Annotated in this window: 20 protein-coding genes, 2 tRNA genes and 1 pseudogene; 16 read left to right on the forward strand and 7 right to left on the reverse strand. The window is 65.9% G+C overall.

The window, feature by feature from the left end; all coding sequences use genetic code 11:
* Nucleotides 1-98: 98 nt before the first annotated feature.
* The 5 genes and pseudogenes from ASE90_RS21035 to ASE90_RS17025 form a co-directional block, all read left to right on the forward strand.
* A pseudogene (locus ASE90_RS21035) lies at nucleotides 99-467 on the forward strand (integrase core domain-containing protein); the annotation flags it as partial.
* 223 nt (nucleotides 468-690) lie between these two features.
* The gene (locus tag ASE90_RS17010) at nucleotides 691-1,362 is read left to right on the forward strand and encodes a protein-L-isoaspartate O-methyltransferase family protein (RefSeq protein ID WP_056003665.1); all 672 of its coding nucleotides are present in this window, start codon (nucleotides 691-693) and stop codon (nucleotides 1,360-1,362) included.
* A gap of 6 nt (nucleotides 1,363-1,368) precedes the next feature.
* Complete coding sequence (locus ASE90_RS17015; protein ID WP_056004145.1) at nucleotides 1,369-2,940, forward strand: TolC family outer membrane protein; 1,572 nt, start codon at nucleotides 1,369-1,371, stop codon at nucleotides 2,938-2,940.
* 20 nt (nucleotides 2,941-2,960) lie between these two features.
* A complete protein-coding gene (locus ASE90_RS17020) occupies nucleotides 2,961-3,524 on the forward strand; it encodes a DUF2497 domain-containing protein (RefSeq protein WP_414889400.1) in 564 nt (187 codons plus the stop codon).
* A gap of 45 nt (nucleotides 3,525-3,569) precedes the next feature.
* The gene (locus tag ASE90_RS17025) at nucleotides 3,570-6,416 is read left to right on the forward strand and encodes a valine--tRNA ligase (protein WP_056003671.1); all 2,847 of its coding nucleotides are present in this window, start codon (nucleotides 3,570-3,572) and stop codon (nucleotides 6,414-6,416) included.
* A 154-nt stretch (nucleotides 6,417-6,570) separates the two neighbouring features.
* Here ASE90_RS17025 and ASE90_RS17030 read toward each other — a convergent pair whose 3' ends face one another.
* Nucleotides 6,571-7,455, reverse strand: coding sequence for a diacylglycerol/lipid kinase family protein (locus tag ASE90_RS17030; RefSeq protein ID WP_056003674.1), 885 nt, complete (start codon nucleotides 7,453-7,455; stop codon nucleotides 6,571-6,573).
* An 83-nt stretch (nucleotides 7,456-7,538) separates the two neighbouring features.
* On the opposite strand from ASE90_RS17030, the gene hemB reads away from it, so the two are divergent.
* Genes hemB through ASE90_RS17045 form a run of 3 tightly spaced genes read left to right on the forward strand, consistent with a single transcriptional unit; the run spans nucleotide 7,539 to nucleotide 11,244 of the window.
* Nucleotides 7,539-8,525 carry a porphobilinogen synthase gene (gene hemB / locus ASE90_RS17035; protein WP_056004149.1) on the forward strand — a complete coding sequence of 329 codons (987 nt, stop codon included), beginning with the start codon at nucleotides 7,539-7,541 and terminating at the stop codon, nucleotides 8,523-8,525.
* Entirely contained in the window at nucleotides 8,522-9,052 is a 531-nt protein-coding gene (locus ASE90_RS17040) for a GNAT family N-acetyltransferase (RefSeq protein WP_056003677.1), read from the forward strand. Before hemB ends, ASE90_RS17040 begins: the two co-directional genes overlap by 4 nt.
* Complete coding sequence (locus tag ASE90_RS17045; RefSeq protein WP_235531923.1) at nucleotides 9,049-11,244, forward strand: spermidine synthase; 2,196 nt, start codon at nucleotides 9,049-9,051, stop codon at nucleotides 11,242-11,244. The genes ASE90_RS17040 and ASE90_RS17045 overlap by 4 nt, the downstream gene beginning before the upstream one ends.
* Nucleotides 11,245-11,293: 49 nt before the next feature.
* Here ASE90_RS17045 and ASE90_RS17050 read toward each other — a convergent pair whose 3' ends face one another.
* The gene (locus ASE90_RS17050; RefSeq protein WP_056003680.1) at nucleotides 11,294-11,788 is read right to left on the reverse strand and encodes a hypothetical protein; all 495 of its coding nucleotides are present in this window, start codon (nucleotides 11,786-11,788) and stop codon (nucleotides 11,294-11,296) included.
* 82 nt (nucleotides 11,789-11,870) lie between these two features.
* On the opposite strand from ASE90_RS17050, the gene ASE90_RS17055 reads away from it, so the two are divergent.
* Nucleotides 11,871-11,947: transfer RNA gene (locus tag ASE90_RS17055), tRNA-Arg, on the forward strand.
* Nucleotides 11,948-12,119: 172 nt separating this feature from the next.
* Nucleotides 12,120-12,196 (forward strand) — tRNA-Arg (locus ASE90_RS17060).
* Between the two features lie 110 nt (nucleotides 12,197-12,306).
* On the opposite strand, the gene ASE90_RS17065 is transcribed toward ASE90_RS17060, so the two are convergent.
* The 3 genes from ASE90_RS17065 to ASE90_RS17075 all read right to left on the reverse strand — a co-directional run bounded on the left by ASE90_RS17065 (nucleotide 12,307) and on the right by ASE90_RS17075 (nucleotide 16,983).
* Nucleotides 12,307-13,947: a glycoside hydrolase family 43 protein gene (locus tag ASE90_RS17065; protein WP_056003682.1), complete on the reverse strand. Its 1,641-nt coding sequence runs from the start codon at nucleotides 13,945-13,947 to the stop codon at nucleotides 12,307-12,309.
* A gap of 29 nt (nucleotides 13,948-13,976) precedes the next feature.
* A complete protein-coding gene (locus tag ASE90_RS17070; protein ID WP_056003684.1) occupies nucleotides 13,977-15,326 on the reverse strand; it encodes a glycoside hydrolase family 27 protein in 1,350 nt (449 codons plus the stop codon).
* Nucleotides 15,327-15,423: 97 nt separating this feature from the next.
* On the reverse strand, nucleotides 15,424-16,983 hold the full coding sequence (locus ASE90_RS17075; RefSeq protein ID WP_056003686.1) for a glycoside hydrolase 43 family protein: 1,560 nt from the start codon (nucleotides 16,981-16,983) through the stop codon (nucleotides 15,424-15,426).
* Nucleotides 16,984-17,289: 306 nt separating this feature from the next.
* Here ASE90_RS17075 and ASE90_RS17080 point away from each other — a divergent pair, with 306 nt between their 5' ends.
* Together ASE90_RS17080 and ASE90_RS17085 are read left to right on the forward strand one after the other, a co-directional pair.
* The gene (locus ASE90_RS17080; protein ID WP_056004155.1) at nucleotides 17,290-18,045 is read left to right on the forward strand and encodes a FadR/GntR family transcriptional regulator; all 756 of its coding nucleotides are present in this window, start codon (nucleotides 17,290-17,292) and stop codon (nucleotides 18,043-18,045) included.
* A gap of 107 nt (nucleotides 18,046-18,152) precedes the next feature.
* On the forward strand, nucleotides 18,153-20,111 hold the full coding sequence (locus ASE90_RS17085; RefSeq protein WP_082449906.1) for a sialate O-acetylesterase: 1,959 nt from the start codon (nucleotides 18,153-18,155) through the stop codon (nucleotides 20,109-20,111).
* A gap of 42 nt (nucleotides 20,112-20,153) precedes the next feature.
* Here the strand turns inward: ASE90_RS17085 and ASE90_RS17090 are convergent, their stop codons facing one another.
* On the reverse strand, nucleotides 20,154-20,780 hold the full coding sequence (locus tag ASE90_RS17090; RefSeq protein WP_056003691.1) for a nickel uptake transporter family protein: 627 nt from the start codon (nucleotides 20,778-20,780) through the stop codon (nucleotides 20,154-20,156).
* A gap of 140 nt (nucleotides 20,781-20,920) precedes the next feature.
* Between ASE90_RS17090 and ASE90_RS17095 the strand changes: the two genes are divergently transcribed.
* Genes ASE90_RS17095 through ASE90_RS17110 form a run of 4 tightly spaced genes read left to right on the forward strand, consistent with a single transcriptional unit; the run spans nucleotide 20,921 to nucleotide 25,297 of the window.
* The gene (locus ASE90_RS17095; RefSeq protein ID WP_056004157.1) at nucleotides 20,921-23,155 is read left to right on the forward strand and encodes a TonB-dependent siderophore receptor; all 2,235 of its coding nucleotides are present in this window, start codon (nucleotides 20,921-20,923) and stop codon (nucleotides 23,153-23,155) included.
* Entirely contained in the window at nucleotides 23,152-23,466 is a 315-nt protein-coding gene (locus tag ASE90_RS17100) for a hypothetical protein (RefSeq protein ID WP_056003694.1), read from the forward strand. Before ASE90_RS17095 ends, ASE90_RS17100 begins: the two co-directional genes overlap by 4 nt.
* On the forward strand, nucleotides 23,463-25,049 hold the full coding sequence (locus tag ASE90_RS17105) for a PepSY-associated TM helix domain-containing protein (protein WP_056003697.1): 1,587 nt from the start codon (nucleotides 23,463-23,465) through the stop codon (nucleotides 25,047-25,049). The genes ASE90_RS17100 and ASE90_RS17105 overlap by 4 nt, the downstream gene beginning before the upstream one ends.
* Entirely contained in the window at nucleotides 25,046-25,297 is a 252-nt protein-coding gene (locus tag ASE90_RS17110; RefSeq protein WP_056003700.1) for a DUF3325 family protein, read from the forward strand. Before ASE90_RS17105 ends, ASE90_RS17110 begins: the two co-directional genes overlap by 4 nt.
* Here the strand turns inward: ASE90_RS17110 and trmFO are convergent.
* Nucleotides 25,284-26,609: a methylenetetrahydrofolate--tRNA-(uracil(54)-C(5))-methyltransferase (FADH(2)-oxidizing) TrmFO gene (gene trmFO / locus ASE90_RS17115; RefSeq protein WP_056003704.1), complete on the reverse strand. Its 1,326-nt coding sequence runs from the start codon at nucleotides 26,607-26,609 to the stop codon at nucleotides 25,284-25,286. The genes ASE90_RS17110 and trmFO overlap by 14 nt on opposite strands.
* Between the last annotated feature and the right edge of the window lie 46 nt (nucleotides 26,610-26,655).

Here is a 26,655-nt window from a genome sequence, read left to right on the forward strand (position 1 = left end):
TCAGGCGTCATTCCGCGCTCGACTACACCAGCCCCTCGCAGTTCGAACGAACCGCGTCACGCTGAGCAAATGCCTCTCCACTTAAGCGGGGCAAGTCCAATGGCATTCAGTTCGCCGAGCAACCGCGCAACCGCAACACCGCCTGGTCGCGCCAGATGCGCTTCGACATGATCTGCGAGGCGAACGGCATTAAGCACCGGCTCACCAAACCCAACCACCCGTGGACCAACGGCTAGGTCGAGCGGATGAACCGGACCATTAAGGAGGCGACCGTCAAACGCTTCCATTACGAAAGCCACGACCAACTCCGGACGCACTTCGCCGACCTCACGGCAGCCTATAACTTTGCCGGCCGGCCCAAGACGCTTAGCGGGCTCACACCCTACGAATACATCGCCAAGATCTGGACTTCAGAGCCAGACCGGTTCATCGTCAACCCGATCCTCCAAATGCCGGGACTAAACACCTACGTGCCGTTTACAGAGCGCCGGATCCGACAAGACGGTACCGATGGCTGTCCTTCGACGAATCAGGCTTCGTTCGGCACTGTTAAGAGCACTGGACGACACGTCGGTCGCCGCGAAATTATACGCCACCCCGTCCTTGGCGAGGGCACCGCGTCGCGATAGACAGCGGTCGCGATGCGATGTGTATTGCGTGGCTAAAACAGTTGTGCGACAGGATTGCACCATGACCGATTCGAACCAGACCCGTCCCGATTTCGAAGCAATGCGCCACGCGATGGTCGTCAGCCAGCTTCGCACCAGTGCCGTCAGCGATCCACGCGTCGTCGACGCGATGGGCGAGGTGCCGCGGGAAGCCTTCGTGCCTGCTTCGCAGGCGGCGCTTGCCTATCGCGACGCGCCATTGCCGCTGGGGGGCGGCCGCGCGATCAATCCGCCGCTGATCACCGGCCGGTTGCTGGTCGCGGCCGACATCCGCCCGACCGATCGCGTGCTGCTGATCGGTGCGGCGATGGGCTATGCGGCGGCGGTGCTGGCGCGGCTGGCGGCGTCGGTCGTCGCGTTGGAGGAAGATGCCGGGCTGGTCGGCTCGGCCCGCGAGGCGATTGCAGATGCGAAGGTGACGCTGGTCGAGGGGCCGCTGAAGGCCGGCTGGGCCGAGGCTGCGCCCTATGACGTCATTATCATCGACGGGGCGGTCGAAGCGGTGCCTGATACGATCGCCGATCAGCTCGCCCCCGGCGGGCGGCTGGCGACGGGACTGGCCGATCGTGGCGTGACGCGGCTGGCGCTGGGCCGGCGCAGCGAAGGCGGGTTCGGGCTTGTCGACTTCGCCGACCTCGAATGCGTCGAGTTGCCGGGCTTTGCGCGGCCCAAGACGTTTCAGTTCGCAAGGTAGGAAATGATGCGGGGGGGGAAGTTCATCGGCGGGGTTGCGGTGCTGGCATTGCTGGCATCTCCTGCGAGTGGGGAGACGTTGCGGGAGGCGTTGGTACGCGCATATGCAACCAATCCACAGCTGACGCAGGCGCGGGCCAACCAGCGCGCGACCGACGAAACGGTGCCGATCACCCGTTCGCAGGGGCTGCCGCAGGTCGTCACGCAGGGTCAGGTCATCGAAAATATCCTGAACCCCGCGAGCCGCGGGTTCACGCAGGCACCGCGCACCGGCAACGTCCAGCTGAACGTCAGCCAGTCGCTCTACGCGGGCGGATCGATCCGCAACGGAGTGCGGGCGGCCGATGCGCGGGTCGAGGCGGGGCGCGCCAACCTGCGCAGCACCGAGGCCAATGTCTTCACGCTGGTCGTCGCCGCGTATAACGACGTAATCCGCGACGAGGCGATCGTCCGGCTGAACCAGCAGAATGTCCGCGTGCTCGAAGTCAACCTCCAGGCGTCGCAGGACCGGTTCCAGGTCGGCGACCTGACCCGCACCGACGTCGCCCAGTCCGAGGCGCGGCTGGCATCGGCACAGGCGCAGTTGCGCAATGCCGAAGCGTCGCTGATCCAGAGCCGCGAAAACTATGTCGCGACCACCGGCACGCCGGCGGGAACGCTCGACGCGCCGCCCGCGCTGCCCAATCTGCCCGCCGATCCCAACGGTGCGGTTGGGGTGGCGGTATCGAACAATCCGGCGCTGATCGCGGCACGGCGCAGCAGCGATGCCGCCGGGTTCGACGTGCGCGTCGCCCGCGCCAACCGGCTGCCGACGGTGAGCGCGATTGCCGGGGGGAGCTATACCAGCTTCCTCGGGTCGGCGCAGTCGGTGGATGGCATCGTCCTGCAACAGGATGGCGGACAGGCGCAGGCCGGCGTGCAGTTCAGCCTGCCGCTGTTCCAGAGCGGACGGCCCAGCGCGCAAATCCGTCGCGCGCAGGCGTTGGAAGGCGCCGCGATCGAGCAGGTGACGCAGGTCGAACGGTCGGTCGTGTCCGATGCGCGATCGGCGTTCGCCGCATGGCAATCGGCACTGCGCGTGATCGAGTCGTCGGAAGTGCAGGTACAGGCCAACCGCCTGTCGCTGGAGGGTGTCCGCGCCGAGAACAGCGTCGGCACCCGGACGATCCTCGACATCCTGAATGCCGAGCAGGAATTGCTCAATTCGCAGGTGCAGTTGGTGTCGGCGCGGCGGGACGCCTATGTCGCCGGCTTCGCATTGCTGGCGGCGATGGGTCGGGCGGAGGCACGCGATCTGGGGCTCGATGGCGGCGCGCTGTACGATCCGGTCGCGAATTACGAGCGGGTGCGCAATCGCATCTGGGACTGGAGCGACGATCCCGCGCCGGTGCCGATCGCGCCCAGCACGGTCAACACCCCGGCACAGACGCCGGTGGTGACCCGCGAACTCGATCCCGCATTGCAGCGGACGCCCAATCCCTATACGCCGACGCAGGGGATCGATGCACCAAATCGACAGGGTGGAGCACCGCGCGCAACGCAAGGCGTTGACACGCCGCGGATCAACCCCGAAGGCTAGGCGTTCAAGGGGCGGAACGAATGAGGGTTGCGATGGGCGATATCAGCAACGAAACGTCGATGGAGGACATCCTGTCCTCGATCAAGCGGATCATCGCCGAAGAGGGCGAAGGATCGGCCCAGGCGTTGCGCGGTCGCAAGTCGATCCGCACGGCGCAGGCACGCGACCTCGACGATAGCGACGAAATTCTGGAACTGAATCAGAGCGTTGCAGCGCCGCCACCGCCGCCGCGCATGGAACAGCCACGGGTCGAACAGCCCCGTGTGGACGCACCGCGCGCCGAACGGCCGCGCGCCCCCGAACCTCGCATGGAAGCCGAGCCCGAACCGATGCCAGCAGCGCCAGCACCCGGCAAGATCGACGCCTCGATCGTATCCGACCGCGCCGCCGAGGCGAGTCGCGGCGCGCTCGATCAACTGTCGCGGATGTTGGTGAAGCCCGAAACGCCGGGTGCCGATTCGCTCGAAGGGATGGTGCGCGAGATGCTGCGCCCGATGCTGCGCGAATGGCTGGACGCAAAGCTGCCCGGCATCGTCGAGGCGATGGTGGCGCGGGAGATCGCCCGGATCAGCGGACGCGAATAACGCCCCTCTCTTGCAACGCCGTCGCATCCGCGCCATGCGACGGCGATGAGCGAACTGCCCAAGACTTTCGATCCCGGCGCCATCGAAGCGCGCTGGTATGCCCACTGGGAACAAGACGGCCTGTTCCGGCCCGAGCGGCCGAACGCGACGCCGTGGACGATCGTCAATCCGCCGCCCAACGTCACCGGCAGCCTGCATATCGGCCACGCGCTCGACAACACGTTGCAGGACATTCTGGTCCGGCATGCCCGGTTGCAGGGCAAGGACGCCCGCTGGGTCGTCGGTACCGACCATGCCGGCATCGCGACGCAGATGGTCGTCGAACGCCAGATGGCGCAGCAACAGCAGAAGCGTACCGATTTTTCGCGCGACGATTTCGTCGCCAAGGTCTGGGAATGGAAGGCCGAAAGTGGCGGCCAGATCACCGGGCAGTTGCGGCGGCTCGGCTGTTCGATGGACTGGGCCGATGAACGCTTCACCATGGACGAAGGCTTTTCGGCCGCCGTCCTGAAGGTGTTCGTGCAGTTGCATCGCGAAGGGCTGCTGTACCGCGACAAGCGACTGGTGAACTGGGACCCGGGTCTCGGCACCGCGATCAGCGATCTCGAGGTCGAGACGCGCGAAGTCAGGGGCAATTTCTGGCGCTTGCGCTACCCGTTGGCGGACGGATCGGGCTTTATCGAGGTGGCGACGACGCGGCCCGAAACGATGCTGGCCGATATGGCCGTCGCGGTGCATCCCGACGACGCGCGCTATATCGCGCTGATCGGCAAGCAGGTGCGCCTGCCGATTACCGGGCGTCTGATCCCGATCGTGGCCGACGAACATGCCGATCCCGCACTGGGATCGGGTGCGGTGAAGATCACGCCCGGCCACGACTTCAACGATTTCGAGGTCGGCCGTCGCGCCGGGATCGAGGCGCGCGACATGCTCAACATGCTCGATGCCAGGGCGCATATCGTGCAGACCGCCGACAGGCTGATCCCCGACGCTTTCCTCGGCCTGTCTAGCGCCGATGCCCGCAAGGCGGTCGTCGCGCGGCTGAAGGACGAAGGCGTCCTGATCCCGCACGTCGACAAGGACGGTGTCGAGCACGATGCCGAACCGCGCACCATCCAGACGCCGTTCGGCGACCGTTCGGGCGTGGTGATCGAACCGTGGCTGACCGACCAATGGTATGTCGATGCCAAGACGCTGGCGCAGCCCGCGATCGAGGCGGTCCGGTCTGGCGCGGTCAAGATCGTGCCGAAGTCGTGGGAAAAGACCTATTTCAACTGGATGGAGAATATCCAGCCATGGTGCGTGTCGCGCCAGTTGTGGTGGGGGCATCGTATCCCGGCGTGGTTTGGAACGCCTATATTCGAGCGTGAGGACGGCACCGTTGGTGTTACCACCATGGCGACCGCAAAAGCGGAGGCTTGGGAAACGTTCGTTGCCGAGACCGAAGAAGAAGCAGCGCAGCAAGCGAAAGAGCATTACTCGAAGCTGCTTGGTGACAATTTTGAGATTGCTTTTTCTTACGATAGCAAAGCGCTCAAGCCAGACGATCGGGTTATATTTCGTGATGATCGGTCGGTTGCGACAATTGTCCTTCATCGCGATACAGACGTCCTAGACACGTGGTTCTCCTCCGCCCTTTGGCCGTTCGCGACGCTCGGCTGGCCGGAAAATACCGACCCGACGCTGGGCGGGCGCTACAGCAATGACGTGCTGATCTCGGGCTTCGACATCCTGTTCTTCTGGAACGCGCGGATGTTGATGCAGGGCATCCACTTCATGAAGGAAGTGCCGTTCAAGACGCTGTATCTGCACGGCCTCGTCCGCGCCGCCGATGGCGCGAAGATGTCGAAGTCGAAGGGCAATACGGTCGATCCGCTGGGGCTGATCGATCGCTATGGCGCGGATGCGTTGCGCTTCTTCATGGCGGCGATGGAAAGCCAGGGCCGCGACATCAAGATGGATGAGAGGCGGGTTGAGGGGTACCGCAACTTCGCGACGAAGCTGTGGAACGCCACCCGCTTTGCGCAGGCCAACGGCATCGGGGCGTCAGCAACGATCGAGCCACCCAGGGCCGAGCTGGCGGTCAATCGCTGGATCATCGCCGAGACGATCGAGACGGTGCAGGCGCTTGACCTTGCGCTCGCCGATCTGCGTTTCGACGGGGCGGCGAACACCATCTATCAGTTCACATGGAGCCGGTTCTGCGACTGGTATCTCGAACTCATCAAGCCGGTGCTGCAGGGTGGTGCCGAGGGTGGCGAGGAAACGCGGGCGGTCGCGGGCTGGGTGCTCGACCAGATTTTGGTGATGCTGCACCCGTTCATGCCGTTCATCACCGAGGAACTGTGGCATGCGCTGGGCGAGCGTTCGAGCGACCTGATCGTCGCGCGCTGGCCGATGGCGGATGCGCGCGCGATCGATCCGGCGGCGCGCGCGGAGGTCGACTGGCTGATCCGGCTGGTCAGTGAAATCCGGGCGGCGCGGACCGAGCTTAACGTGCCGCCGGGGGCGCGGCTGCCGCTGCATGTTCGCGATGCGTCGGGCGAGACGGTCGAGCGGCTGGCGCGACAGGGCGCGGTGCTGGCGCGGCTGGCGCGGGTCGATGCCGTGGCCGGCGATGCGCCGGCGGGCGGGGCGTTGCAGATCGTGGTGGACGAAGCGACCTTCGTCCTGCCGCTGGGCGATGTCATCGATCTGGACGCCGAACGCGCGCGCCTGACCAAGGCGATCGCGGCGGCGGAGAAGGAGCGCGATGCGCTGGCCGGTCGGCTGGGCAATGCGAGCTTCGTCGAGCGCGCCAAGCCCGAAGCGGTCGAGAAGGCGCGGGCGGACCATAATGACAAGATGGCCGAGGCGGCGCGGTTGCATGCGGCGCTGGGGCGGCTGGGGTAACGCTTCGTTCTTCCGGCGACGGCAGGAATTCGTGGATGGGGTGACGTCGGCGTTTTTGTCGTGAGCACCCGACACAATGGATTCCGGCCTTCGCCGGAATGACGAGGTTTTTAAGGTACTGTTTCGTCATTCCCGCAGAGGCGGGAATTCGACGTTATGGTTCGATCGGCGCCATTACCTCAATGATCCCCGCCGCGACCTTGGCCATGACCGGCGTCTTGGCCAGCACCTCTCCGTCGATCGAGATCGGCAGCGGCGGCACGGTTTCGATGCGCAGCGACTGGCCGTGAAAGGTCACCGTATCGACGCGGCGGGAATCGAGGCGGAAGAAGCCGGCGGCCCAGTTGCGCACGAGGCTGCGCTTGCCCTTGCCGCACACGACCTGAACGATGATCTCGCCGCTGTCGAGCCGCGCTTCCTCAACCAGTTCGGTGCCGCCATGGAAGCGGCCGTTGGAAATGCGGACTTCGGTCGCGGTCATCCGCTTGGCGTTCGGTCCTTCGCCGACGATCAACTGGAATGGCTGGAACTTGACGAATTGCAGCGTCGCCCACGCCAGATATCCGACGCGGCCGAACAGCTTTTTGACGCCGTGCGGGACGGTTTGCGCGATCTGCGGCGACAGGCCGATCGCGGCACAATTCGCGAAATAATCGCCGTCGACCATGCCGAGGTCGATGCGGCGCGGGCGGCCGGTCTTGAGCACCTCCACGGCGCCCGGAATGTCGAGCGGAATGCCGAGCGTGCGGCAAAAGCTGTTGGCGGTGCCGAACGGGAGCACCCCCAAGATAACGTTATGGCCGAGCAGATGGTCGACCAGACTGCTGATCGTACCGTCGCCGCCGCCCAGGATCACCAGATCGGGTTTGCGTTCCAGCGCGCGCTCCAGCGTCGGCACGAGGTCGTCCGGGTTTTCGACCGCATGGGCGTCGACCTCGAACGGCATGCCCTGCATCGCGCCGCACGCCTGCTCGAACTGGTCCTGCCCGCTGCGTGACCGGGCATTGACGATCATGGCGGCGGAGCGGATTTGCGTCATGCGGTCGGTAACGCTCCGTAACGAAAATGGACCCACGCGACTTTGGGTTGATCGACTGGCAGGGTTGGCCCACAAGTCGCGCCATGTCCGCTGCTTATCCTGCGCTGCGCCTGCGCCGCACCCGCGCCTCCGGCTGGAGCCGCCGCCTTCATGCCGAGACGGTCCTGACCCCTGCCGATCTGATCTGGCCGCTGTTCGTGACCGAGGGGGAGGGCGAGCCGATAGCGGCGTTGCCGGGGGTATCGCGCTGGAACCTGAACGGTATCGTTGATCGGGCGCGGGAAGCGCGGGACCTAGGCATACCGGTGGTCGCGCTGTTCCCGAACACGCCGCCGGCGTTGCGCAGCGAGGACGGAGCGGAAGCGCTCAATCCCGACAATCTGATGTGTCGTGCGATCCGGGCGATCAAGGATGCGGTGCCCGATATCGGCGTGCTGACCGATGTCGCGCTCGATCCCTATACCGCACACGGCCATGACGGGATCGTCGACGCGAACGGCTATGTGCTGAACGACGTGACCGCCGACATACTGGTGCGACAGGCGATCGTACAGGCGGAGGCGGGCAGCGATATCGTCGCGCCGTCGGACATGATGGACGGCCGGGTCGGCGCGATCCGCGACGCGCTGGAGGGGGCGGGGCACGTCAACGTCCAGATCATGGCCTATGCCGCCAAATATGCGAGCGCCTTTTATGGGCCGTTCCGCGACGCGGTCGGATCGCGCGGGCTGCTGAAGGGGGACAAGAAGACCTATCAGATGGACCCGGCGAACAGCGAGGAAGCGCTGCGCGAGGTCGCGCTCGACATCGCCGAGGGCGCGGACAGCGTGATGGTGAAGCCGGGTCTGCCCTATCTCGACATCATCACGCGGGTGAAGGCGGCGTTCGAAGTGCCGGTCTTCGCCTATCAGGTGTCGGGCGAATATGCGCTGATCGAGGCGGGGGTCGCGGCGGGCGTGGCGGATCGGGACGCGCTGGTGCTGGAAACGCTGCTCGCGTTCAAGCGGGCAGGATGTTCGGGCGTGCTGACCTATCATGCGGCGCATGCGGCGCGGTTGCTGGGGGCATGATCGACACCGAACGGCTGGTGCTGCGGCGCTGGCAGGAGCGTGATCGCGCGACCTTTTACGCGCATTGTTCCGACCCGGAGGTCATGCGTTATTTCCCGGCATTGATGACCCGCGAAGAAGTCGATGCGTCGATCGCCCGGCAGGATGGGTTCGCCGACCTGCATGGCTATTGCTTCTGGGTGGTCGAGGAACGTGCCAGCGGGCAGATGCTGGGCTTTTGCGGATTGAAGCCTGGTGCCGAGGGCACGCCGCTGGAGGGCGAGGTCGAGATCGGCTGGCGCTTCGGCAAGGAACATTGGGGCAGGGGGTTCGCGCGCGAAGCGGCGTTGGCGAGCGTCGACTGGGGGTTTGCCAACCTGCCCGTCGAGCGGATCGGGGCGATCACCGTCCTCGCCAATACCCGCAGCTGGGGGTTGATGGAGCGACTGGGCATGCTCCGCGCGGTCGATCAGGATTTCGATCACCCGACCGTGCCCGACGACAGCCCGCTGAAGCGCCATGTAACCTATTGGAAGAACCGCCCGTGAGCGCACCGGAGCGTATCACCGGATGGCCGATCCGCTGGATCTTCGTCGCGACGATCCTGACCGGATCGTTCCTGTTGTTCCTTGTCCAGCCGATGGTCGCGCGGATGGCGTTGCCGCAACTGGGCGGTGCGCCGGCGGTGTGGAACTCGGCGATGCTTGTCTATCAGGCGCTGCTGCTGGGCGGCTATGCCTATGCCCATCTGCTCGGCAAGTTGATGCCAAAGGCGCAGGCGGCGGTGCATCTACTGGTGCTGCTGTGTGCGGCGGTATGGTTGCCGATCGGGGTCAGTGCGACGCAGGTACCCGCCGGGATCGAGCCGGCGCTGTGGGCGCCGTGGCTGCTGGCGGCGTCGATCGGGCCGTTATTCTTCGCGGTGTCGGCACAGGCACCGTTGTTGCAACGCTGGTTCGCGTTCGTCTGCCCGGGGCGTGATCCCTATGCGCTCTATGCCGCGTCGAATGTCGGCAGTTTCGCCGGGCTGATCGCCTATCCCCTGCTGGTCGAGCCGTTGCTGCCGCTCCGGTCGCAAAGCTGGGGGTGGAGCGCGGGCTATGCGCTGGTGACGTTGCTGGTCGTGGCATGCGGATGGCTGTTGCCGCAGCGGCGCGAACAGGTGGCGGCGCTCGATCCGGGCGATGCGCCGGACAAGCGCCGCGTGCTGCACTGGATCGTGCTGGCGCTGGTGCCGTCGGGATTGATGCTGGCGACCTCGACCTTTCTGACGACCGATATCGTCGCGGTGCCGCTGCTGTGGGTATTGCCGCTGGGGCTGTATCTGTTGAGCTTCACGGTCGCCTTTGCCGATCGGCGCGGGCTGGCGGAAGCCATCACCCGCTATGCGCCGATCACCATCCTCGTCTTTGGCGGGATGATGATCGGCGGGCATCACGACTACCCGCTGTTGAGCGCGCTGGCGGCACTGATGCTGCTGTTCGCGGTGTCGGTGGCGCTGCACACCCGGATGTATGCGCTTCGCCCCGCGCCGGCGCGGCTGACCGGGTTCTATCTGGCGATGTCGGTCGGCGGGGCACTGGGCGGGGTGTTTTCCGGACTGATCGCGCCGGTGCTGTTCGACTGGAATTACGAATATCCGCTGCTGATCCTTGCCGCAGGGGCGCTGGCGCCGCTGCCATTCCTGTTGCCGGTAACGCAGCGGATATGGGCGGCGGGCGGCACGCGACTGACGATCGGTGTGCTCGTGGCGATCACCGGCTTCATCATGCTGGGCCTTGCCAATCCGGGTGACCTACTGGGGCCGACGCCCGAGCCGATCGCGTTCCTGGCGATCACGATCGTCGGCGTGTTCGCGATCGGATCGCGCCTGCCCTATGTCTTTGCGCTGGCCGGGGCGCTGTTCCTGTTCGGCGGCTATCGCGCGATCCAGCTGTCGCTGGAGCCGGGGGCACGGACGCGGAGCTATTTCGGCGTCTATACGATCACCCGCGGCGAGGGGGTGAACGAGTTGCAGCACGGCACCACGCTGCACGGTATCCAGTTGACCGGCAGTCCCGAGCGCGAGCGAACCCCGACCACCTATTACGTACCCAATTCAGGCGTGGGCGAGGCCTTGCGCGCCGTCCCCGCGCTGTATGGCCGCAATGCCCGGGTCGGTATCGTCGGCCTCGGAACCGGGACGCTCGCCTGCTATGCGCAGCCGGGCCAGCAATGGCGTTTCTATGAGATCGATCCGGTCGTGGTGCGGATCGCACGGGATTCGGGAGCGTTCACCTTCCTGCGCCGCTGTGCGCCCGACGCGGAGATCGTACTGGGCGACGCGCGGCTGAGCATCGCACAGGCCCCGGCGGGGAGCCTCGACCTGCTGGCGCTCGACGCATTCTCGTCGGATGCGGTGCCGATGCACCTGATGACGCGGGAGGCGTTCGATACTTATGGCCGGGTGCTCGGGCGGCGCGGCTTGCTGCTGGTCCATGTGTCGAACCGCTATCTCGATCTGGCCCCGGTCGTGGCGCGGACGGCATCGGGATGGATGGCGGCGCAGCTGGCGTATCAACCGGTCGGCGGCGGGGCGGGCGACAGTGGGTCGGTCTGGATCGCGCTGACCCGCGATCCCGGCGTGTTGGGGGAACTGTTGGCGCGCGGCGGTGCGTGGGAGCCGCTGCCGGTGACCGATACCGCGCCGTGGACCGACGATTATGCGTCGATCCTGCCGGTGCTGCGGGCATTGCAATAACGGATTGCGTTGCCGACCATCCGACGCCTGAGTATCGGGCGTCCGTTGTCTACCGCAGGCTCGCCCCCAGCGTCGCGATCGTCGCACGCTGGGCCTTTGCCGCTTCGGTCGCCTTGGCCAGCGCGGCGTCGAGCGCGGGGTAGGGCGGCGACCCGGCCGCGGCGCGGTCGATCGCCAGCCGTTCCAGATCGGCGAGGGGCGTATCGATCGCGGTGCGCGCGACGTCGAGTTCCGCCAACGCCACCTGTCCCCCCAGCCAGCGCTCGCTGCCCTGTGCCGTCCCGGCGGCGGCACGGACCAGCGGTCGGGCACGGCCCACCGCTGCATCGAACGCAGACGTCGCGCTGTCGATGCTACCGGTCAGCGTCGCGATCGTTCGATCGAGTCCGGCGTCGGGCGTTGCGACCGGCACCGGCCGTGATGGTTCGGCCAGACTGATCTTTTCGATCGGGCGGGGCAGCAGCGACGGATACTCTCCACGCGGCGCGGCGCAGGCCGACAGCAGGGCGGCGAACAGGACGAGCGGGATCGGAGCGGCTTTCATGTCCCCAGCTATGCATCCAAAAAAAATCGCGCGACAGGCTTGCCAGACCAAAAAGCCACGTCTAACAGGCTGCCTCCACCGGGCACCCGTAGCTCAGCTGGATAGAGCATCAGACTACGAATCTGAGGGCCGGGCGTTCGAATCGCTCCGGGTGCACCATGGAAAGCCCCGCCAGACCAACGGTCCGGCGGGGTTTTCTTTGTCTGTGTTGCCGAAGTTCGGTTTCGGCTGCGGAAATGTTTGGCCATACTCGAAAACGTCGACGCGGTTATTTGACGGGGCGAGGGCTTGCCAGACCGAAACGTGGCGTCTAACAGGCTGCCTCCACCGGGCACCCGTAGCTCAGCTGGATAGAGCATCAGACTACGAATCTGAGGGCCGGGCGTTCGAATCGCTCCGGGTGCACCATGGAAAGCCCCGCCAGACCAACGGTCCGGCGGGGTTTTCTTTGTGCGCCATACCGGACCGGCCCTTCGAAAACCGGAGCGCCCAACCGACGCTCCGGTCACCATTCGCTGTTATCTGGCCTGCCAGACATAGGGCCCGACGACCGTGCCGACGAAGCCGCCGGCCATCTTCGTGCTGAGGAACCGGACGTCGACATCGCGCTTCAACGTCTGTTTCCTACCCCCCGCCGCGACATCGAACGCCATCGTGCCACGGTCCGCACGGATGGTCAGCGTGACCGGCGCGGTCCCTTCGATCGGGATCGACGCGACCAGTCGTTCCGCACCCTTTGCCCGCGTGTAGAGCGCGACGACGCGTTTGCCGGCCAGACGGGTAAGCCCGAAGAACAGGTAATAGTCGTCATTCTGGATCGCGGCCAGACCGGCGCGGTCGCCGTCCTGCCGGGGCGTGAACGCGACCGTCGTGGCGATCGTCGCCATATGATGCTGCTGACGCCGCCCGACGAAGCCCGGCACGCCGTTCAGGTCGCCGATCGGCGCGCCACCGTCGATCAGCAGTTCGCCGCCGGCCACGCGATACACCGGAGTCTTGGGCGTGCGGACACCGATCCATTGCAGGCCGAGCGCCTTGCCGTCGAATTCGTCGACATAGCCGAAATCCCCGCTGGTCGGCAGTTTGGGCACTGGCTGGCGCGGCAGCGTCGGGCGGGTGGCGACGAACGGGACACGCTGGCCGGGCGGGAGGATCGTGGGCCAGCCATCCTTCCATGTCACCGGCAGCAGGAACGTCTCGCGCCCGATATTGTAGTAATCGTCGCCATAGGGACGCACGGCGAGGAACGTCGCCCACCAGTCGCCGGCGCGGGTCTGCACCAGCTTGGCATGGCCCGCCGCCGATACTGGATCGCTGCGGTCGGCAGGCAGGTCGCGCTGGGTCAGGATCGGATTGCCGCTCCATGGGGTGAACGGTCCACGCAGGTTTCTCGAGCGGAACGCGACCTGCGAATGGTTGACGCTGGTGCCGCCCTCTGCCGCGGTCAGATAATACCAGCCGTCTTTCCGGAAGATATGCGGCCCTTCGATCCATACCGGTTTCTTGGTGAGGTCGACGCCGCCGTTGATGAGTTGCGTCGATTCACCGACCATCTTGCCGACGCGCCAGTCATATTCCTGGACCCAGATCGCGCGGTGCCCCTCGTACCGCGGCGGTTCGTTCGGGGCGCGGTTGTTGACGATATAGGCGCGGTCGCCTTCCCAATAGATGGAAGGGTCGATCCCTTCGAACGGCAGCCAGATCGGGTTCGACCATGGCCCTTTCGGGTCTTTCGCGGTGATGACGAAATTGCCTTTGCACGCGACACAGGTGTTGACGATGTAGAAGGTGCCGTCGTGATACGAAATGTCGGGCGCGAACACGGCCTCCGACACGCGGCGACCGGTGAAATCGAGCTGTTCGGGCCGGCTGATCGCGTTGGCAATTTGTGTCCAGCTGACCAGATCCTTCGAATGGAAGATCGGCAGCCCCGGATAATGGGCGAAGGACGACAGCGCGAGATAATAGTCGTCGCCGACGCGGGTGATCGACGGGTCGGGATAATAGCCCGACAGGATCGGGTTGCGATACTGGTCGGAGCCGGGCGTTGCCCGCTCGACGCTGCGCCCTTCATAGGTAAAGCGGCTGAAGCGCGCCGGTTCGGCGAGGGCGCTGGTGCTTGCGGCCAGCGCCAACCCGGTCATCAACGTTCGGAGCATCGGTTCGTCCTGTCGGAAAGGGGTGAAGGTCAGGCGTCGAGGCGATAGAGGCCGGCACCATGCGGCGGCAGGTCGGCCTCGACCCGGGTCGCCGCCGTGCCGAGATCGCGCCGCGCCCACAGGTCGCGTACCCGGACAGGGCCTTTCAGGTTCAACCAGCGCAGATCGACGCCCGGCCGGAGCGGCTTCTCACCCGGATTGAACAAGGCGAGATAGGTCGCGCCATCCATTGCCTTTGCGGTCCATGCGCGCATGCCATCCTGTACCTGCAACGGGCGGTTGGCGGTGCTGGCCTGATTGACCGCAATGACTTCCGGATTGGTCAGTAGCGCCAGCGTCGGCGCGTCGAGATGACGCAGGTCGCCGCCCATGATCAACGGCGATCGGGCGATCGACCATAAAGTCATCAGCGTACGCTGTTCGGCGAGCGTGAATTTGGTGTCACGCTGGCCCAGCGCCAGCCGGCCGAGCGGCAGCATGTCGGCATCGGGCCAGCCGCCGGGGCCGGCGAAACGCTGCCAGTTTTCCAGCCGGACGAACTGTGCGTCGAGCAGCGACCATTCGTCCCAGAAATCGTCGCTGATCCGCCACATCTGGGCATGGGCGCGGACATGGTCGCCGTTCGCCACCGGGGTTTCTCCGGGCGACAGACTGAGCAGGATCGGGCGACCCGACCGCGCGATCGCCGCGCTCGCTGCCTCGATCTCCGGCGCATGAGAGTCGTACGGGCGGCTCATATCGTCCATCTTGACCAGATCGACGCCCCAGTCGGCATATTGCGCGAACACGCTGTCGTAATAGGCCTGCGCACCGGGACGACGCATGTCGACGCCGTACATGTCGCTGTTCCACGAACAGATGCTCGACGTGTCGGCAATATCCTGCGCGCGGTACCGGGTACCGAGCACGGGCAGGTTTCGGCGCACCGCCTCGCGCGGGATGCCGCGCATCAGGTGGATACCGAATTGCAGCCCCATCGCATGCACCTGATCGGCGATGGCTCGAAATCCGCGGCCGTTGGCGGCGGAGGGAAACCGCTTCGGATCGGGCTGCAAGCGGCCATAGCCGTCGAGCACCGGCACCGCATCCGCGCGATAGGCATAGCCGGTCGCGCCCGGTTCGTACCACTGGATGTCGATGGTGAAGATCGAATAGCCGACTGGCAGCAGCTTTTCGCGCATGATCCGCGCGGTTTCGATTGCCTGCGCTTCGGTGATGGTCGTGGCGAAGCTGTTCCAGCTGTTCCAGCCCATCGGCGGGGTCTGCGCCAGCCTGGTCTTGCCGCGAGGGGCCGCTGTCGCCCGTGCCGCGCTGGCGACGATCGGGACCGCGCCTGCCGCCCCGATCAGTCCGCGCCGTGTGATCCCGTCGATGGTCATTCCCCGTCCCCCTTGCCTGTTGTCATCATTTGTCGAGCAGCCGTCCGGGAAGGTCACGGGCAGGCGGCGGCCGGCAACGCACCCGGCGGCCGACGCTTCATTTCGAGGCCTTCAGCGTGAAGCTGTCGACATCGAGGAAGCCAGCGCTCGGTGCCGGATTGTAGCAGGAGATCGCCATCTGCTCCCCCTGAAACGTCCCCGTCCGCCATGCGAACGCCAGCGGGAAATCGCCACCGATCGGCTGCCAGCGTCTGCCGTCGCTGCTGTAGGAAAGCCGTCCGCGATCGGCCGTGAAGTCGAGGTCCATTGCCATCCACAGTGCCCGTCCGCCGACCGGCTGTGCCACACGTCGATCGGTCCTGGGACCGGCCTCGGTGCTTTCGAGTACCTCCATCGCCAGCGACGGCGCGCCGTTGGCGGCGCGTGTTACCAACAGTGTCGCGCTGTATTGGCCGAAGGTGCCGAACCCGCAGCGGTCACCGGGACGGATGTTGGCGATATCCAGCTTCACCTCGGCCCGGCTGCGCGGTCCCTGTGCCTTTTGCACCAGCGTGTTGCGCGCCGTCCAGAACCCATCCGCCCTGGTCGGGCGCAGCCGCAGATAGCCAGGGCGCTCGGTCAGCGACCAGCGATCGTCGATCGGATTGTGGTTCCACTGCCATTGCAGGCCCAGTTTTGACGCGCCGAAGTCGTCGGAGGTGGCGGGCTCGACGAAGGGGAAGCCCTTGATCGGCTTTTCGGCGCGATCGGGTACGCGGTCGGGTGCATCCGGCGTTCCCCATATAGGCCAGTCGTCGCGCCAGAAGATGGGGCTGAGGTTCGTCATCCGGCCGATCGATCCGGAATCGATCATCACGAAGCCGACCCACTTCCCGTCCGGCGTATCGACCAGCGCCCCCTGATGCCCGCCGCTTTTGTCGTCGATCTGCGGGCGGGTTTCCCATGGTCCATACAGGCTGCGCGCGCGCGATACCGTCAGGCCCAGTCGGCGGGGAATCGCATTGAACAGGTAATAATATCCGCCTCGCCGGATGATCTTCGATCCCTCGGCACCGGCGTTATAATGAATCTTGCGATCGTCGACCACGCTTCGGAAATCGCGGTCCAGCCTGAGCAGGCGGGTGGTGCCGTCCGATCCGATCGCGGTCGCGATATAGCCGGTGCCGTCGGGTTCGATGAACATGCCCGGGTCGAAGGCCGCGCGGTCGAGTTCGTTCATCGTCCATGTCCCGCGTGGATCGCGGGTGCGATAGATGCGGGTATTCTGTCCGACCGGGGTCACGGCAATGTAAAAGGTGCCGGCATGATGGCGCAGGCTGGCCGCGAACAGTCCGCGCCGATACGCGTTCTTGCCGTCGGTCAGCGTATATTCGGGTCGATCGTCTAGGCGCGGTACGACATGGCTGATGACCTGCCAGTTCAACAGATCCTTCGAGTGGAGCAGGGTCAGGCCGGGCGCATTGGCGAAGGTCGTCGTGACGAAATAATAATCGCTGCCGACGCGAATAATATCCGGATCGGGATAATCGGCGTAGAAAACGGGGTTGCGATAGCTGCCATCGCCCTGATCGGCGCGCCAAACCTGTGCGGACGCGGTACCGCCCAAAGCAGCGCTGACCACAAGCATCGCCACCCGGATCGATCTGGTCGCCAACATCGCTCTCCCATTCCGGCGACTTACGGCCGTTTTTGTCTGGGTATTCAGTTGCCGGCAACGCGTCAATGTCGTTCGCGGTAGCGTTAACAGCTTGCGCTTGGTATCGGTGGCTCGGAATTGCTGCGTGCCGGAGGGGCCGGTTTTGGCCGCGATTTGACGGCGGGTGTCCGGGTCCGTAGCATCGTTTGTAAATTTCATCCGGCATCGATCCGCGGCCCATTACGTATACATCGCGCTGGCGGCCGCCACGTCGACGCCGATGGCAAGGGAAGTACGGTGAGCATGGAACCGGGGCACGATATCGACATGGCCGATATCGACGAGAACGCGGGCCAACCGCCGTTGGACGAACCCGCTGCGCCCGCCCGGAAGGGCTCGGGCCGGCGGCTGCGCGGCGCCGTCGCCCATTATCTCGGCACCGCAATCGTGTCCGGCCGGATCGCACCGGGCGAATTGCTGACCGGCGAAGTCGCCAATGCCGAGGCGCTGGACGTATCGCGCAGCGCCTATCGCGAAGCGGTACAGGTCCTGACCGCCAAGGGGCTGGTCGAAAGTCGCCCGAAGATCGGCACGCGCGTGCTGCCCCGCCGGCGCTGGAACTTCCTCGACCCGATGGTCCTTGCCTGGGCGTTCGAGGGTGAGCCGAACATGTCGTTCATCCGCGGGTTGTTCGAACTTCGCGCGGTCGTCGAACCGGCGGTGGCGCGGCTGGCGGCGGAACGGCGCGACAAGGAGGATATCAAGGCGTTGCGCGCGGCGCTGGGCGGTATGCGGCGGCATACGCTTGCCACAGAAGCCGGGCGCGCCGCCGATCGCGATTTCCACGACGCGCTGATCTATGCCACGCATAACGAGACATTCGTCGCGCTCAGCGCCAGCATCGGCGCGGCCGTCAACTGGACCACGCAGTTCAAACAGCGCCAGCGAGCGTTGCCCCGCGACCCGGTACCCGATCACTCCCGCGTGTTCGAGGCGGTGGTCGCCGGCGATCCCAAGGCGGCCGAAGATGCGATGACCCTGCTGGTATCGCTCGCACTGGAGGACACCCGCACCGCGATGTGAAGGCAGCCTCTGCCGCAGGGTCGCATCCGCGCATTGTCCGTACGCCGCGGTAGCGCGTCCCTGTCCACTACGGCATGGTAGCGGTCACAATGATTCGGGGAGGGGTTATGCGTTCGGTTCGGACTTCGGCGATCTGCGCGGTGGTCGCGTCACTGGCGTGGGGAGTATCGGCCCATGCCCAATCGACGGCACCGGCACTCGCCAACATCTTTGCCGACCATGCGGTCCTGCAACGTGACCGACCGATCGCGATCTGGGGCAGTGCCGCGCCCGGCGCATCGGTCACGGTCAGGCTGAACGATCGTAGCGTCACCGCGCAGACCGGCAGCGACGGCAAATGGCGGGCGACGTTGCCGGTGATGAAGGCCGGCGGCCCCTATGTGCTGGAGGTCAGCGGCGGGAACGCGACGGCGGCGCAGCGACTGTCCGACATCCTGATCGGCGACGTGTTCCTGTGCGGCGGACAGTCGAACATGGAATTTCAAGTCAAGCATGCGACCGGACTGGACGTGATCCCGTCGGCCAATGACGCGTCGCTGCGGTTCACGACGATCCCCGACAGCAGCAAGACCGCGCCCGCCGGCGACCTTGCCAAGCGGGTCGACTGGCGCAGCGTCACCCCGGAAACGATCGGCGACGCATCGGCTGTCTGCTATTTCATGGCCCGCTCGCTGCGCAGGACCGAGAAGGTGCCGATGGGGTTCATCGCCTCCGAATGGGGCGGTACGCGGATCGAAAGCTGGATCAGTGCCCCGGCGCTGGCGACGCAGCCGGGCTTTACCGATGGGCTGAACGCCATCGCGACGTTCGATCGCGATCCGGCCGCGGCAACGGCGGCGGACGGTGCGCGGCGCGAAAAGGCGTGGGAAACAATCGACCCCGCCGCGAGGACCGAGCGCGCGTTTCGGGCGACCGACTATGACGATCGCCGCTGGGCCACGGTGTCGGGGCAATATGAGCAGTTGCCCGCCGCAGATCGCGACCGGCTGGACGGCGTGGTGTGGCTTCGCACGACCGTCGACCTGACCCCGGCACAGGTTGCGGCGGCGCAGACGTTGCGGCTGGGACCGATCGGTCGGTACGACGAAACCTATCTCAACGGCCGTTTCGTCGGCGGTGGGAGCGTCGATTGGGCATGGCGTAACTATGGCGTACCCGCCGGGTTGCTGCGTGCCGGTCGCAACGTCATCGCGATCCGCGCGGTCGGCGCGAAGAAGGACGGACGGTTCACCGACATGAGCATCCGCACGATCGGCCTGTCCGATGGCGGTGCGGTGCCGCTGTCGGGACCGTGGCGGTACCGCATCGGCACCGCGTTGAAGGACGGTTCGGTCGGCCCGGCGCCGTGGGACGTCCCGAACAGTCTCACCACGCTCTACAACGGCATGATCGCGCCGATCGCACCCTACGGCCTGAAGCTGGCGGCATGGTATCAGGGGGAGTCAAATACCGGACAGCCGGCGGCCTATCGCGGGTTGATGTCGACGTTGATGGCCGATTGGCGGCGGGCATTCGCCTCGCCCGAACTGCCGTTCTTCGTCGTACAGCTCACCGGCTATGGCACCCCGGCGACCACTCCGCGCGAGTCCGGCTGGGCGGCGCTGCGCCAGTCGCAGGCGCAGGCGGTTGCCGCCGATGCCCATGCCGGCCTGGCCGTGACGATCGATGTCGGCGACCGGTTCGATATCCATCCGGCGCAAAAGACGGTGATCGGCGAACGGCTGGCACGACTGGCACGGGTCGTCGCCTATGGTCAGCCGGGCTTGCGCAGCGGTCCGGAAGCGGCCGAAGCAGTGCGGCAGGGGGGCGATATCGTCGTCCGCTTCCGCAACGTGACCGGTGGACTGCAACGCTATGGCGGGGCAGGGGCGATCGGCTTCGAACAATGCGCCGGTGCGACCTGCAGCTATGTCGACGGCCGTGTGCAGGGCGATTCGGTCGTGCTGCCCGGCGCGGGTCGCCCGGAGGTGACGGCGGTGCGCTATGCGTGGGCCGATGCGCCGTTCGTCAACCTGTTCGACGGAGCCGACCTGCCGGCCGCCCCGTTCGAACTGCCGGTGCGCTGATGCGGGCGGGGCGGCAGGGATTTGCGCCCGCCGCCCGCTTCGTCAGTCAACGACGAAGCTGGTCGTCGCGATGTGATGCAGCTTGTCGACCGGACCGGCTGCAACGTGCAGCTTGCCGGTTTCGACCTGCGCGGCCGTTAGCAGATACCGACCCTTGCCCGCCATCGGCACCGCTACCGCGCCATTGGCGTCGGCGGTCAGTTCGACGCTTTTGCGCTCCGGCGTGATGACAGTGACCTTGGCGGCCGGGATCGGCTTGCCGTTCCGGATCAGCGCGAAGCGATTGTCGCCGGCGGTCAACGGCGCGATCTCGTACGGCATCCGGGTCTTGATGTCGGCGCGACCGGCGCGTGCGTAATAGGCTACGCCCTCCTTCGCGCCGTCTTCGCCCCATGGCGCGAACACCGAATTGTCGATCACGCGGACATCGCCTGCGGGCAGATCCGCTTCGAGAAAGCCAGCCCTGCGTTGTAGCTTGGCGTTGGTCTGTCCGACGATCTTCGGCAAGACCAGCCGCTTGAACTCCGGATCGCCACCCGGTGGCAAGGCTTCGGCAGGTTCACCAAGGTAGATGCGCGCCGGGCCGTTGCCGTCACGTTCTACCCAGACTTCGTGCGCTTCCGCCAGCGAGGGTAGCGCCAAAGCGAGGATAAGGGTCAGCACGCGCATAACTTTTCTCCCGATCGCCGGCGTTTGGTGCCAGCACCCCGGCTCATAGGTGTAATGCGAGTAGGTCGCAATAGCGTTGCATTGTCCGTTTCTTACGGTTAGGTGGCATCGTATTGCAAATGACTCGCAAAGGGGGAATGATGGCGCATCCGGTACGCACGATGAGGCTGGTGGGGATGCTGGCGCTGGTGATGACAGCTCCCGCAATGGCCGAACCGGTCCGGACGGCGGATGAGGAAACGGACGCGCAACGTGGCGATGACATTCTGGTGGTCGGCAAAAGCTATGGGCAGGCGGTCGGCAAGACCGTCACCCCGCTGAAGGACGTGCCGAACACCGTTACCGTGATCGATCAGGTGCAGTTGCAGCAGCGCAACCTGTTCACCCTTGAGGACGCTCTCACTGTCACCAACGGCGTGACCGTCACCGGGATCAGCAGCGAGGATCCGTCCTACCTGTCGCGCGGCTTCACCATCAACAACTACCTTGTCGACGGCGTGCCGACCTTTGCGTTCGCCTTTCCGGCGGTCGTGCCCGACCTGTTCCTGTACGACCGGGTCGAGGTGTTGCGCGGACCGGCCGGGCTATTCAGCGGGGCGGGCAATCCGGCGGGCAGCATCAATCTGGTCCGCAAACGACCGCTCGACCGTTTCGAGGTCAGCGCCATGGCGGGCTATGGCAGCTTCCGGAATTTCCGCGGCGAGGTCGACGTGTCGACACCGCTCGACGATCGCTCCGGCCTGCGGCTGGGCGTGATGGCGCAGGATCAGGACCAGTTCTTCGACATCGCCCATCGCTATCGCTTCGCGGCGTTCGGGGTCGCCGATACCGAGATCGGCGAGGATACGACGCTGACGGTCGGCGGCAATTACGACCTGTTCAAGCCGGCGATCCAGTCGGGGCTGCCGGCCTATGCCGGCGGCGCGGACGGCAGCGACGGCCGGTTGCTCGACGTCGATCGCTCGACCTATCTCGGGGCCGACTGGAACCGGTTCCGGTCGGAAAGCTGGTCGGGTTTCGTCGAACTCGCGCATCGGGTCAGCGACCGCTGGACGCTGCGTGCCACGGGCCTGATGACCGATGTCGATCGCATCGACATCTACAGCTATATCGGCAACCAGCCGGTGACGCCGGCCAATGGCGGTACCACCAACCACATCGCCTATCGCGGCGACAGTGCGATGCAGACGCGCTCGTTCGATTTCAACGGCGTCGGCAGCTTTCCCGCGTTTGGACGCGACCAGACCCTGATCCTGGGCGCAGATTATCAGGCGAGTTCGGCGACGTCGGACTTTACCCGTTTGTCCAACTATGCGCGGATCAACGTCTTCGACCCCGTATCGCCCGCCGAACCACCGCTGAACCCCTATGGTCCGCTGCCCGCGTTTCAGGGACCGAACGGGCCGGTGACGCAGGTATTCGGCGGATCGGAGACCGAGATCGAGCAATATGGCCTGTACGGACAGATGCGGCTGAGCCCGGTAAAGGGGCTGACGCTGGTTGGCGGCGGTCGCATGACGTGGTGGGACACGACCGTTACCACCACGCGCGTGGCGACCGGCGCGATCCCGCTGCCGACCCGCTACAGCTTCGACGAACGCTTCACCCCTTATGCCGGGGTCGTATGGGACGTCACCGACGACCTGAACCTCTATGCCAGCTATGCCGACAGCTTCACGCCGCAGGCACCACCGGTCGGCCGCAGCCTGCCCGGCGGCGGCGCAGTCCAGCCGCTGGTCGGCGATCAGTATGAGGCGGGGACGAAGCTGTCGTTGATGGACAAGCGCCTGCTGCTGTCGGCAGCGGTCTATCAGATCACGCAGCGTAACCGCCTGTTCAACGATCCCGACGAACCGACGCTGACCTATCAGATCGGCAAGGTTCGTGCGCGCGGGATCGAGGCGGAGGCGAGTGGCGAAATCCTTCCCGGCTGGCGAGTCAACGGCGGTTATACCTTTACCCGGACCAAATATCTGGAGGATGCCAATCCGGTGCTGGAGGGGTTAAGCCTGTTGCCGGTCATCCCGGACCATATGGTCAAGCTGTTCACCAACTATGAGGCTGGCGACGGCCCGCTGGCCGGTGCCAGTGTCGGGGCAGGTGTCACATGGTTCGACAGCACGTGGAGCGGCAATCCACCCGCCTTCAACGCCAACGGTACGCTGCGCACGGCGTCGACGATCGTGCGGCAAGGGAGCTATGCCGTCGCCGATCTTCGCGCCGGATATCGCATCAATGACAATCTGTCGTTGGCACTGAACGTCAACAACCTGTTCGACCGCACCTATTACGCCCGTATTTCGTCGACCGGGCGCGGCAATTATTATGGCAGCCCGCGCACGGTGTTCGCCAGCCTGCGGGTGACGATGCCATGACCGCGACCGGGCAGGCACGCCATGTCCTCTGGCGACGGCTGGGGGACAATGTGTTGCGGCTGATCGCGGCGATGCCGGTCAGCTATGCCGTCGCCAGCCTGTGGGCGATGGCGCTGGCCCGGATACTGCCGGGCGATCCGGTACAGACGACGATGGCGGCGGCGCTGACCGCGCTGCTGCTGTGCGGACTGGCGGTGATGTGGGCCTATGCCGCGCGTAGCGGCTGGCGGGCGCTGTGGACGCTCGTGATGGCGGGTGGCATCGCAGGGGCGATCACCTGGGGATCGATCGCGGTGTGGGGGCGGGTATGAGCAAGGGGTTTCGCCAGTCGCAATCGACGCTGCATACCTGGTCGGGCCTGTTGCTTGGCTGGCTATTGTTCGCAATCTTCGTGGCTGGCACCTCGGCCTATTGGCGGGAGGCGCTGAACCGCTGGGCGCGACCCGAACTGGCCCCGATCGCCAGCCGCGAACGCGTTGTGGATGGGGCCGTCGCGTTTCTGACGCGTAAAGCGCCCGATGCGCAAAGCTGGTTCATCACCGTGCCGAGCGCGCAGAGCGCGGGCGGCGATGTCTTCTGGGTACCGCAGGCCAAGCCCGGCGAGCAACGCCGCCGCGGACGCCGCGACACCCGCGCCTTCATCGGCAGCGACGGGCAGGAGGGGACCGCGCGGGATACGCGTGGCGGCGACTTCTTCTACCGGTTCCACTTCGATCTGCACTATGTGCCGGTGCTGTGGGCGCGCTGGCTGGTCGGCATCGCCGCGATGTTCATGCTGGTCGCGATCTTCACCGGCATCGTCACCCACAAGAAGATCTTTCGCGATTTCTTTACGTTGCGGCGGGGCAAAGGCCAGCGGTCGTGGCTGGATGGCCATAATGCCAGCGCGGTGCTGGCGCTGCCGTTTCACCTGATGATTACCTATACCGGGCTGGTCACGCTGATCGCAATGCTGATGCCATGGACGATCGTCGCCAATTACGACGATCCCGCCAAGCTCTACGCCGCAGTCTTCCCCGAAGCGCCGGCGGCCGAACGAACCGAACGTCCCGCACCGCTGATCGATCTCGGCACGGTGCTGCGCGATGCCGAGCGGCGGGTGGGCGGTGAGATCGGCTATATCACCGTCTTCAATCCCGGCGATGCCGCCGCGCGGATCACGCTGACCCGGTCGGGAACGTCGATGCTGTCGGCGCGAACGCCTGCCATCGCCTATGACGGCGTTACCGGGCGGCTGTTGTGGCAGGCACCGCCCCCGGGCGGTGCGGTCGAGACGCAGGGGGTGATGGTCGGGCTGCATGCTGGGCGGTTCGGCGACTATCCGATGCGCTGGCTGTATTTCCTGTGCGGCATCGCCGGGTCACTGATGGTCGCGAGCGGGCTGGTGCTGTGGACCGTCAAGCGGCGCGAGCGGCTACCCGATCCCGCCCGGCCGCATTTCGGGTTCCGGCTGGTCGAGCGGCTGAATGTCGGGTTCGTCGCTGGCTTCCCGATCGCGATGACGCTGTATCTTTGGGCCAACCGGTTGCTCCCGGTCGGTACGGCGGGCCGGGCCGATGCCGAGGTCAACGTCATGTTCGCCGGCTGGGCGGCGCTGTTCCTCTATGCCCTGGCACGGAAACCGGCACGCGCATGGGTCGAAATGCTGACGTTGCAGGCGGCGCTGCTGATCGCCCTCCCGCTCTACAATATGGCAGCGCTGCCGACCGGACTTCCGGCAACGATCGCGCGCGGCGACTGGGTGCTGGCCGGGGCCGACCTGACGTTCCTCGCGCTGGGCATGGGCTTCGGCTTCGCGGCGTGGCGCGTTCACCGCTTCCGTCCGACGGTGCGGCGGCGTGCCGTCCGGACCGCATCGCCGATCAACACTACAAGCTGGGCACCCGCCGAATGATCCTGATCGCAATGTTGAGCGCACTCGCCGCTTTCGCGCTGCTGGGGCTTGCCAGCGAGCGGCATCGCAGCCGCTGGGAGGGGATCGACCGGCGCTGGCGACGGCGTGGCGGCTGGGCGCTGGTCGCCGCGACCTTCCTCGCCGCATTTGCGGCGTGGGGGCCGGTGTACGGCGCGATCGGCGGTACCGGCCTGCTGATGCTGGGGGCGGGCGCGAGTTTCCTCGCGCTCAACCTCACCCGACCGTAAGCGCGCTCGCCCACGGTTCGAACGCGTCGCGGGCGCGCGCCGTGTACATCTTTTTCCGGTCCGCCTTCTTGGTACGGCCGGGGATCGGCGGCATCAGTCCGAAATTGACGTTCATCGGCTGATAGGTCTCTGCCACCGCCGCGCCGGTGATGTGGTGCAGCAACGCCCCCATCGCCGTTTCGACCGGCGGCGGGCCGACCATGCGCCCGGCCAACTCGGCGGCGGCGAAGCGCCCGGCCAACAGCCCGACCGCAGCGCTTTCGACATAGCCCTCACACCCCGTCATCTGCCCGGCGAAGCGCAGATGCGGTCGCGCCTTCAACCGCAGCGTCTCGTCGAGCAGCTCGGGCGAGCGGATGAAGGTGTTGCGGTGTAGCCCTCCCAACCGGGCGAACTCGGCATTCTCCAGGCCCGGAATGGTGCGGAACAGCCGGACCTGTTCGCCATGTTTCAGCTTGGTCTGGAACCCGACGATATTCCACAACGTGCCTGACGCATTGTCCTGCCGCAACTGCACCACCGCATGTGGCCAGCGGCCCGTGCGCGGATCGTCCAGCCCGACCGGCTTCATCGGCCCGAAGCGCAACGTATCCAGCCCGCGTTCGGCCATCACCTCGATCGGCATGCAGCCTTCGAAATAGGGGACGTTCTCCCATTCGCGGAACTCGGCCTTTTCCGCCGCCATCAGCCCGGCGTGAAAGGCTTCATACTGCTCGCGGTTCATCGCGCAGTTGATGTAATCCTTGCCGTCGCCCTTGTTCCAGCGGCTCTGGAACCAAGCCTGATCGAGGTCGATCGAATCGCGGTGCACGATCGGCGCGATCGCGTCGAAGAAGGCGAGCGCCTCCGCCCCCGTCGCGCTGCCGATATCGCCGGCCAGACCGGCGGCGGTCAGCGGACCAGTGGCAATGATCGTCATGCCGCTGTCGGGCAGGGTGTCGATCCGTTCGCGGACGATGGTAATGTTCGGATGCGCCGACAACGCGGCGGTGACGCCGGCCGAAAAACCGTCGCGGTCAACCGCCAGCGCCGATCCCGCGGGCACCTTGTGTTCGTCGCCCTTGGTCATGATGAGCGAGCCGAGCGCTCGCATCTCGGCATGCAGCAGCCCGACCGCATTCGATTCGGCATCGTCGGACCGGAAGCTGTTCGAACAGACCAGTTCGGCGAGATCGTCCCCCTGATGGGCAGGCGTGCTGTCGCCACCACCCCGCATTTCAGACAGGCGGACCTTCGCGCCGGTTTCTGCCAGTTGCCACGCGGCCTCGGACCCGGCGAGGCCGCCGCCGATGATGTGAACGTCATACTCCATGTCAGGGCGTCTAGGCCGCACAAGCCCAACCGGCAATGAACGTACG

Source organism: Sphingomonas sp. Leaf67 (assembly GCF_001421965.1).
GTDB lineage: Bacteria > Pseudomonadota > Alphaproteobacteria > Sphingomonadales > Sphingomonadaceae > Sphingomonas.